This window comes from Hydrogenophaga sp. (genome assembly GCF_031426985.1).
GTDB lineage: Bacteria > Pseudomonadota > Gammaproteobacteria > Burkholderiales > Burkholderiaceae_C > Hydrogenophaga.
Window position 1 is genome coordinate 1 of the sequence record NZ_JASJOY010000235.1, and the last position, 7,857, is coordinate 7,857.

A 7,857-nucleotide genomic window follows, 5' to 3' on the forward strand; every position below is an offset into this window, starting at 1 on the left:
TCCGTGCTGCGCACTGCGGGGCGAGCGCCCTTCGGAGCGGCCGGGCGGGCGCTCACTGGACTACCCTCCGTGCTGCGCACTGCGGGGCGAGCGCCCTTCGGAGCGGCCGGGCGGGCGCTCATGCGGGCACCTTGAGTGCCTGCTCCAGCGCATCCACAAACATCGCCGGCACATCAAACCCGGTCTGGTCGTGGATCTCCTGGAAGCAGGTCGGGCTGGTGACGTTGATCTCGGTCACCTGGTTGCCGATCATGTCCAGACCCACCAGCAGCAGGCCGCGCGCGGCCAGCACCGGCGCGATGGCTTCGGCCACGGCGCGGTTCTCGTCGCTCAGCGGCTGGGCCACGCCTTTGCCACCGGCCGCGAGGTTGCCGCGCACCTCGTTGCCCTGCGGGATGCGCGCCAGCACGAAGGGCGCGACCTGGCCGCCGATCAGCAGCAGGCGCTTGTCACCGGCCACGATCTCGGGCAGGTAGCGCTGCACCATCACGCTGGTGGCGCCGCCCTGGTTGAGCGTCTCGATGATGGAGCCGAGGTTCATGCCATCGGCGCCGACGCGGAAGATGCCCATGCCGCCCATGCCGTCGAGCGGCTTGAGGATGATGTCTTTGTGCTCGGCGTGGAAGGCGCGGATGTGGTCGGCCGAGCGCGTCACCAGCGTGGGCGGCGCGAACTGCGCGAACTCCATGAGCGCGAGCTTTTCCGGGTGGTCGCGCAGCGCGCTCGGGCGGTTGAACACGCGCGCGCCTTCGCGCTCGGCCTGCTCCAGCAGGTGGGTGGCGTAGAAGAACTCGCTGTCGAACGGCGGGTCTTTGCGCATCAGCACGGCGTCGAAACTGTGCAGCGGATCGATGGCTTCGCGGGTGACCTCGAACCAGGCCTCGGCGGCGCCGGTGAGGACGATGTGGCGCACCTTGGCCGTGACCGGCTGGCCACTGCGCCAGGCCATGTGCTGCGGCTCGGTCGCGGCAATGGTGTGGCCGCGTTTCTGCAGCTCGCGCATCATGGCGAAGGTGGTGTCCTTGTAGGTCTTGAAGGACGCCAGGGGATCGGCGACGAAGAGGATGTTCATGGGGTCAGATTCTCATATGGCATCACGGTGGCCGCAATGCGTGGGGTTGAGGCGCCCAAAGGCCAGTCGCACCACGGAACCGGCTCAGCCTGGCCGTGGGTGCGGTCCCCCTCCAAGCCGAAGGCGCCAGAGAGGGGGATGACGCGAAGCGGCGCAGGGGGTGTCATCGCCTGCTCACAAACAGCGCCAGCGCGCCGGCGACCACGCCCCAGAAGGCCGAGCCGATGCCGGCAATGACCACGCCGCTGAGCGTGACGAGGAAGGTGATGAGGGCGGCTTCGCGGTGATCTTCCTCGCGCAAGGCCATGTGCAGGCCGCCGCCGATGCTGCCCAGCAGGGCCAGGCCGGCGATGGCCAGCACCAGCTCTTTGGGAAAGGCCAGCAGCAGGCCGGTGACCGCCGCCCCCACCAGGCCGATGGCGATGTAGATCAGCCCGCAGGCCACGGCCGCGGTGTAGCGCTTGGCCTTGTCGGCGTGCGCCTCTTCGCCCATGCAGATGGCGGCGGTGATGGCGCTGAGGTTGAGCGCAAAGGCGCCGAAGGGCGCGAGCAGCAAGGTGGCCACGCCGGTCATGGTGATGATCTTCGAGATCGGCATCTGGTAGCCGGCCGAACGGATCGCCGCCACACCCGGCAGGTTCTGCGACGCCATGGTCACCACGAACAGCGGCAGGGCCAGGCTGACAAAGGCGCTGAACGTGAATTCGGGCGCGGTGAACACCGGCACGGCCCATTGCAGCGTGAGCGCGCCCGCGTTGAACTGCCCGTTGACGATCACGTAGCCCACCGCCGCCGCCAGGGTGAGCGGCACGGCGTAGCGCGGCAGCCAGCGGCGCCCCAGCAGGTAGGCCAGCAGCATGCTCAGCACCAGCGGCAGCGCGGTCTGTGCCGCGGCAAAGGCCTGCAGGCCGAAACGCGCCAGCACGCCGGCCAGCAGCGCCGAGGCGATGGCGACCGGGATGCGGTTCATGACCCGCTCAAACCAGCCGGTGGCCCCGGCCAGCACGATGAGCACCGCGCAGGCCATGAAGGCGCCCACGGCCTGCGCCATGGTGAAACCACCGGCCAGCCCCGCGGTGGCGAGCACGGCGGCACCCGGCGTGCTCCAGGCCACCATGACGGGTTTTTTCAGGATCAGCGACGGGATGGCCGAGCACAGGCCCATGCCCAGGCCCAGCGCCCACATCCACGAGGTGATGAGTTCGGGCGTGGCGCCGAAGGCCTGCGCGGCCTGGAAGACGATGGCGACCGAACTGGTGAACCCCACCAGCACCGCCACGAAACCGGCCGTGGCGGCCGAAAGGTTCAGATCACGGAAAAAAGACATCCGGTGATTGTGCCGACTGCCGGCCCGCCCCACCGCGGCAGGGCCAAGGGGCCGGCCCTGCAACACGCCGTCACGGCACCGCCGCCCAGAAGGCCTCGGGCGCGCGGCCCAGCGCGCGCAGATCGCGGAACAGGCGGATGTCCAGCACCAGGTCCCAGTCGGCAGGCGCCGCCCTCTGCAGCCGCCCCTGCGCCAGTTCGCCGGCCACCAGCGTTACCGGCAGCCAGGCGATGCCGCGCCCATCGAGCGCCATGGTCTTGAGCACCGAGGCCAGGTGCGCCGTGAAGAGCACCGGCAGGTGCAGGGCCGCGATGCGCTCGCCCATCACCTGCAGCAGCAGGTGGCCCAGACCCGACTCCGCGCTGTAGGCCAGCAAGGGGGCGCTGCCGGATGCCAGCGTGTGCAGGGCATGGCCCCGCGCGTCGGCCGCGGACACGGGCACCAGCGTGTCATGCCCCACGGTGATCGAGGGGTAGCCCGCTGCGTCCAGAGCACCGGGCGTGCCCGCATGCGCATGGCTGAGGACGAAGTGCACCTTGCTGGCCTGCAGCAAGGCTTCGCAGCGCGGCATCACGTCGGACACCAGCTGCACCGGCCCCACCGGCAGGCGCGACTCCAGGCCCCGCAGCCAGCCCGGTAGGAAGGTGAACGACAGCGCATGGGTGGCGGCGAATTTGAGGGTGCTCGCGCCGGCTTCCGCAATGGTCTGCGCCTCGCCGGGCAGCCGGGCCACCTGGGCCAGCAACCCCTGCGCCACCTGCCGGAACCATTCGCCGGCCTCGGTCAGCCGCGCCGGCTGGGAGCTGCGGTCGAACAGCTCGGCACCCAGCCATTCTTCCAGCGCGCGGATGCGGCGGCTGAACGCGGGCTGCGTCATGTGCCGGTCTTCGGCGGCGCGCGAGAAGTTGCCGGTGGCCGCCAGGGCCTGGAAATCGTCCAGCCAGGAGAGGTTCATGGGCGGTGCTTTGAAAGCATGGAAGAAGAGAAAAACAGCATTGGTCAAGCGCTGGCCCGAAACCGATCATCCGGTCCCTCAACCACAGGAGACCTCCCTCATGAAAATCGTCGAGATCCGCGAGAAGACCATCCCGATCAGCTCGTCCATCCGCAATGCCTACATCGACTTTAGCAAGATGAACCTCAGCCTCGTGGCGGTGATCACCGACGTGATCCGCGACGGCAAACCGGTGGTGGGCTACGGCTTCAACAGCAACGGCCGCTACGGCCAGGGCAACATGATGCGCGAGCGCTTCATCCCGCGCATCCTGGAAACCGCGCCCGACGACCTGATCGACGCGACCGGCAACAACCTCGATCCGCACAAGATCTGGGCCGCCATGTTCAAGAACGAGAAGCCGGGTGGCCACGGCGAGCGCTCGGTGGCCATCGGCACCATCGACATGGCCGTGTGGGACGCGGTGGCCAAGATCGAGGGCAAGCCGCTGTTCCAGCTGCTGGCCGACCGCTACGGCAACGGCCAGGCCAACCGCCGGATCTTTGTCTACGCCGCCGGCGGCTATTACTACCCCGGCCAGGACGACAAGAAGCTGCAGGACGAGATGCGCAGCTACATCGACCGCGGCTACACGGTGGTCAAGAAGAAGATCGGCGGAGCCTCGCTCGAAGAAGACCTGCGCCGCATCGACGCCATCATGGAAGTGCTGCAGGACGGCCAGAAGCTGTGCGTGGACGCCAACGGCCGCTTCGACCTGGAGACCGCCGTCGCCTATGCCAAGGCCCTCAGCCAGTACGACCTGTTCTGGTACGAGGAGCCGGGCGACCCGCTGGACTTCGAGCTGCAGGCCACGCTGCGCCAGTACTACAAGAACCCGATGGCCACCGGCGAAGACCTGTTCTCGATGCAGGACGCGCGCAACCTCATCCGCTACGGCGGCATGCGCCCCGACCGCGACTGGCTGCAGTTCGACTGCGCGCTGAGCTACGGCCTCGTCGAGTACCTGCGCACGCTGGAGATGCTCAAGGAACACGGTTGGTCGCCCAGCCGCTGCATCCCGCACGGTGGCCATCAGATGTCGCTGAACATCGCCGCCGGCCTGGGCCTGGGTGGCAACGAGAGCTACCCAGACCTGTTCCAGCCCTTTGGCGGGTTCCCGGACAGCGTGAAGGTCGAGAACGGCCACGTCACCCTGCCCGACCACCTGCCCGGCATCGGCTTCGAAGGCAAGGCCGATCTGTTCAAGGAAATGCAGGCCTTGTCGGCCTGATCCGATGCGATCCACCCGTAGGAGACAAACCATGAAGATTCAGCAACTGTGTGCCGTCGCCGTGCTGGCGACCCTGTCCAACGCCGCCCTGGCCGAGTTCCCCGACAAGCCGGTGGTGCTGGTGGTGCCCTTCGCCGCCGGCGGCCCCAGCGACAAGATCGCGCGGGACCTGGCCGAGGCCCTGCGCAAGAGCCTGCCGCAACCCGTGGTCGTGGAAAACGCGGCCGGTGCGGGCGGCACGATTGGCGCGGCCAAGGTGGCGAAAGCCACAGCCGACGGGTACACCCTGCTGGTGCACCACATCGGCATGGCGACCGCGCCCGCGCTGTACCGCAAGCTCAGCTACAAGATGCCGGACGACTTCGAGTACCTGGGCCTGATCAACGAGTCGCCGTCGACCGTGATCACACGCCCGACCATGGAGGCCAGGAACTTCGGCGAACTGCGCCAGTGGATCGCCGCCCACCCCGGCCAGGTGAACCTGGCGCACGCGGGCCTGGGATCGGCCTCGCACCTGTGCGGCCTGATGCTGCAAAGCGCCCTCAAGGCGGACATGACCACCATCGCCTACAAGGGCACGGCACCGGCCATGACGGACCTGCTGGGTGGACAAGTGGACATCATGTGCGACCAGGCCACCAACGCGGTCCCTCAGATCGCGGCCGGCAAGGTGAAGCTGTACGCCGTGACCAGCGCGCAACGCTCGAAGCAGGCCGCCATCGCCCACGCGCCCACGCTGAACGAAGCGGGTCTGCCCGGGTTCAACGTCTCGATCTGGCACGGCCTCTACGCGCCCAAGGGCACACCCGCGGCGGTGCTGGGCAAACTCAACGGCGCGCTGCGCGCGGCCCTGAAAGACCTCGACTTCATCAAGAAGCAGGAGGCGCTGGGCGTGTCCGTGGTGAACGACGGCCGGCTGGACGCCGCGGGACACAAGCGGTACGTGGAGGACGAAATGAACCGCTGGTCGGTCGTCATCCAGGCGGCGGGGCAATACGCCGACTGACGAGGAAAAGCCCTTCGACGTGAGGGCTTTCCCCTTCTAGATTTCCAGCTTCGAACCCAGCTCGATGACCGCGTTGTTCGGCAGGTTCAGGAACTCGGCTGCGGCGCCCGCGTTGTGGTGCATCTGCGCGAACAGTTTTTCGCGCCACAGCGCCATGCCATCGCCCAGCGTCGGCACCACCAGGTCGCGCGAGAGGAAGTAGCTGGTGGTCATGGGCTCCAGGTCACAGCCACGGCCGCGCATCGACTCCAGCGCCTTGGGCACGTCGGGGTCGTTCTTGAAGCCGTAGTGGATGACGACCTGCCAGCAATCGTGGCCCAGGGGTTCGATTTCCAGCCGCTTGTCCAGGCCGATCCACGGTACCTCGTGGTTGCGCACCGTGACAAACAGGTTCTGCGCGTGCAGCACCTTGTTGTGCTTGAGGTTGTGCAGCAAGGCGTTGGGCACCGTGCCGGTCTCGCCGGTGAGGAAGACGGCGGTGCCCTCCACGCGGGCGGGCGGCGCCATGAACACGGCTTCCAGGAAACTGTCGAGTTCGATGGCTTCGGCGTGCTGGGCCTTGGCCATCAGGGCGCGCCCCTGCTTCCAGGTCATCATCAGGGTGAACACCACGCCACCGATCACCAGCGGGAACCAGCCGCCCGCGAACAGCTTGAGCAGGTTGGAGCTGAAGAAGGCCAGGTCGACGATGAAGAACCAGCCCGTGGCCAGCAGGCACAGCGCCAGCGGGTACTTCCAGCCGTAGCGGATGACGAAGAACGTCAGCACCGTGGTGATGAGCATGTCCAGCGTCACGGCGATGCCGTAGGCCGCGGCCAGGTTGGACGAGGACTTGAACATCACCACCGCCAGCACGATGGCGGCGAACAGACCCCAGTTGACGAAGGGAATGTAGATCTGCCCGGTGTCGTGCACGCTGGTGTGGCGGATGTTCAGGCGCGGCAGGTAGCCGAGCTGGATCGCCTGTTTGGTGACGCTGAAAGCACCGGAGATCAGGGCCTGCGACGCGATCACCGTGGCCATGGTGGCCAGGCCCACCAGGGGCACCAGGGCCCAGTCGGGCGCCATGTTGAAGAAGGGGTTCTTGACCGCGTCGGGGTTGTCCAGCAGCAGCGCACCCTGCCCGAAGTAATTGAGCGTGAGGCAGGGCATGACGATGCCGAACCAGGCCACGCGGATCGGCTTTTTGCCGAAGTGGCCCATGTCGGCGTAGAGCGCTTCGCCCCCGGTCACGCACAGCACCACGGCGCCGAGGATGATGAAGGTGGTGCCGGGCTGCTCCCACATGAAGCGCAGTGCGTGGTGCGGGCTGAGCGCACCCAGGATCTCCGGGTGGCCAACGATGTGCGATATGCCCAGCACGGCGATGGAGAGAAACCACAGCACGGTGATGGGGCCGAAGAACTTGCCGATGCCACCGGTGCCGCGCTTTTGCACGAAGAACAGCGCGAACAGCACGACCAGGGTCAGCGGCATCACGTACTGCTTGAAGGCGGGCGAGACCACTTCCAGGCCCTCCACGGCGGAGAGCACCGAGATGGCCGGGGTGATCACGCCGTCACCATAGAACAGCGAGGTGCCGAAGATGCCCACCGCCAGCAGCCACTTGCGCAGTTCGGGCCGGTCTTTCACCGCCTGCGAGGCCAGCGCCAGCATGGCGATCAGGCCGCCTTCGCCGTGGTTGTCGGCGCGCAGCACCAACGTCACGTACTTGAGCGAGACGATGACCGTCAAGGTCCAGAAGACGATGGACAGCACGCCATAGACGTTGGCGTGCGTGAAGGGAACATGGCCGGAACCGAAAATTTCCTTGATGGCGTACAGCACCGAGGTGCCAATATCGCCATAGACCACACCAATGGCGCCCAGGGTGAGTGCGGCGAGCGAGGATTTGTTCTGCGACACAAAAATACCCGGGACTTGTCGGCCCGGGTTCGGCTGTCAGGATGCGCCGATTCTGCGCTCGCGGCGGACACACCGCCAGTGGGGGTCCGTGCCTAAATGAACCCCGGCGCGAACGATGTTGCAATGCAACAACTGACACCTCAGCGGCGGAGCGCGGGGCCTCCGGGCCGCCCCGAGGCAGGCCCAGCCCCCCTTGGGGGCAGCGACCCGCGTCAGCGGCGGAGCGTGGGGGCCATCGACCGCAGCGAAGGGCCGCCCCGAGCAAGGTCAGCCCCCTTGTATGCTTTTAGCGCGTTCATCGTGTTGATTGGTTTGCAGGAAC

General features: G+C 67.3%; 6 protein-coding genes. 2 read left to right on the forward strand and 4 right to left on the reverse strand.

Annotated features, from left to right (window positions below; genetic code table 11):
- Nucleotides 1–118: 118 nt before the first annotated feature.
- From gshB to RMP09_RS23470, 3 genes are all read right to left on the reverse strand, one after another.
- Nucleotides 119–1,072, reverse strand: a complete 954-nt coding sequence (gene gshB / locus RMP09_RS23460; RefSeq protein ID WP_310568388.1) for a glutathione synthase — start codon at nucleotides 1,070–1,072, stop codon at nucleotides 119–121.
- Between the two features lie 163 nt (nucleotides 1,073–1,235).
- Nucleotides 1,236–2,399 carry a benzoate/H(+) symporter BenE family transporter gene (locus RMP09_RS23465; RefSeq protein ID WP_310568389.1) on the reverse strand — a complete coding sequence of 388 codons (1,164 nt, stop codon included), beginning with the start codon at nucleotides 2,397–2,399 and terminating at the stop codon, nucleotides 1,236–1,238.
- Between the two features lie 70 nt (nucleotides 2,400–2,469).
- Nucleotides 2,470–3,354, reverse strand: a complete 885-nt coding sequence (locus RMP09_RS23470; RefSeq protein ID WP_310568390.1) for a LysR family transcriptional regulator — start codon at nucleotides 3,352–3,354, stop codon at nucleotides 2,470–2,472.
- A gap of 100 nt (nucleotides 3,355–3,454) precedes the next feature.
- Between RMP09_RS23470 and RMP09_RS23475 the strand changes: the two genes are divergently transcribed.
- Nucleotides 3,455–4,624, forward strand: coding sequence for a mandelate racemase/muconate lactonizing enzyme family protein (locus RMP09_RS23475; protein WP_310568391.1), 1,170 nt, complete (start codon nucleotides 3,455–3,457; stop codon nucleotides 4,622–4,624).
- 31 nt (nucleotides 4,625–4,655) lie between these two features.
- Nucleotides 4,656–5,630: a tripartite tricarboxylate transporter substrate-binding protein gene (locus RMP09_RS23480; protein WP_310568392.1), complete on the forward strand. Its 975-nt coding sequence runs from the start codon at nucleotides 4,656–4,658 to the stop codon at nucleotides 5,628–5,630.
- Between the two features lie 36 nt (nucleotides 5,631–5,666).
- Here the strand turns inward: RMP09_RS23480 and RMP09_RS23485 are convergent, their stop codons facing one another.
- Nucleotides 5,667–7,535, reverse strand: a complete 1,869-nt coding sequence (locus RMP09_RS23485; protein ID WP_310568393.1) for a potassium transporter Kup — start codon at nucleotides 7,533–7,535, stop codon at nucleotides 5,667–5,669.
- Nucleotides 7,536–7,857 lie beyond the last annotated feature (322 nt).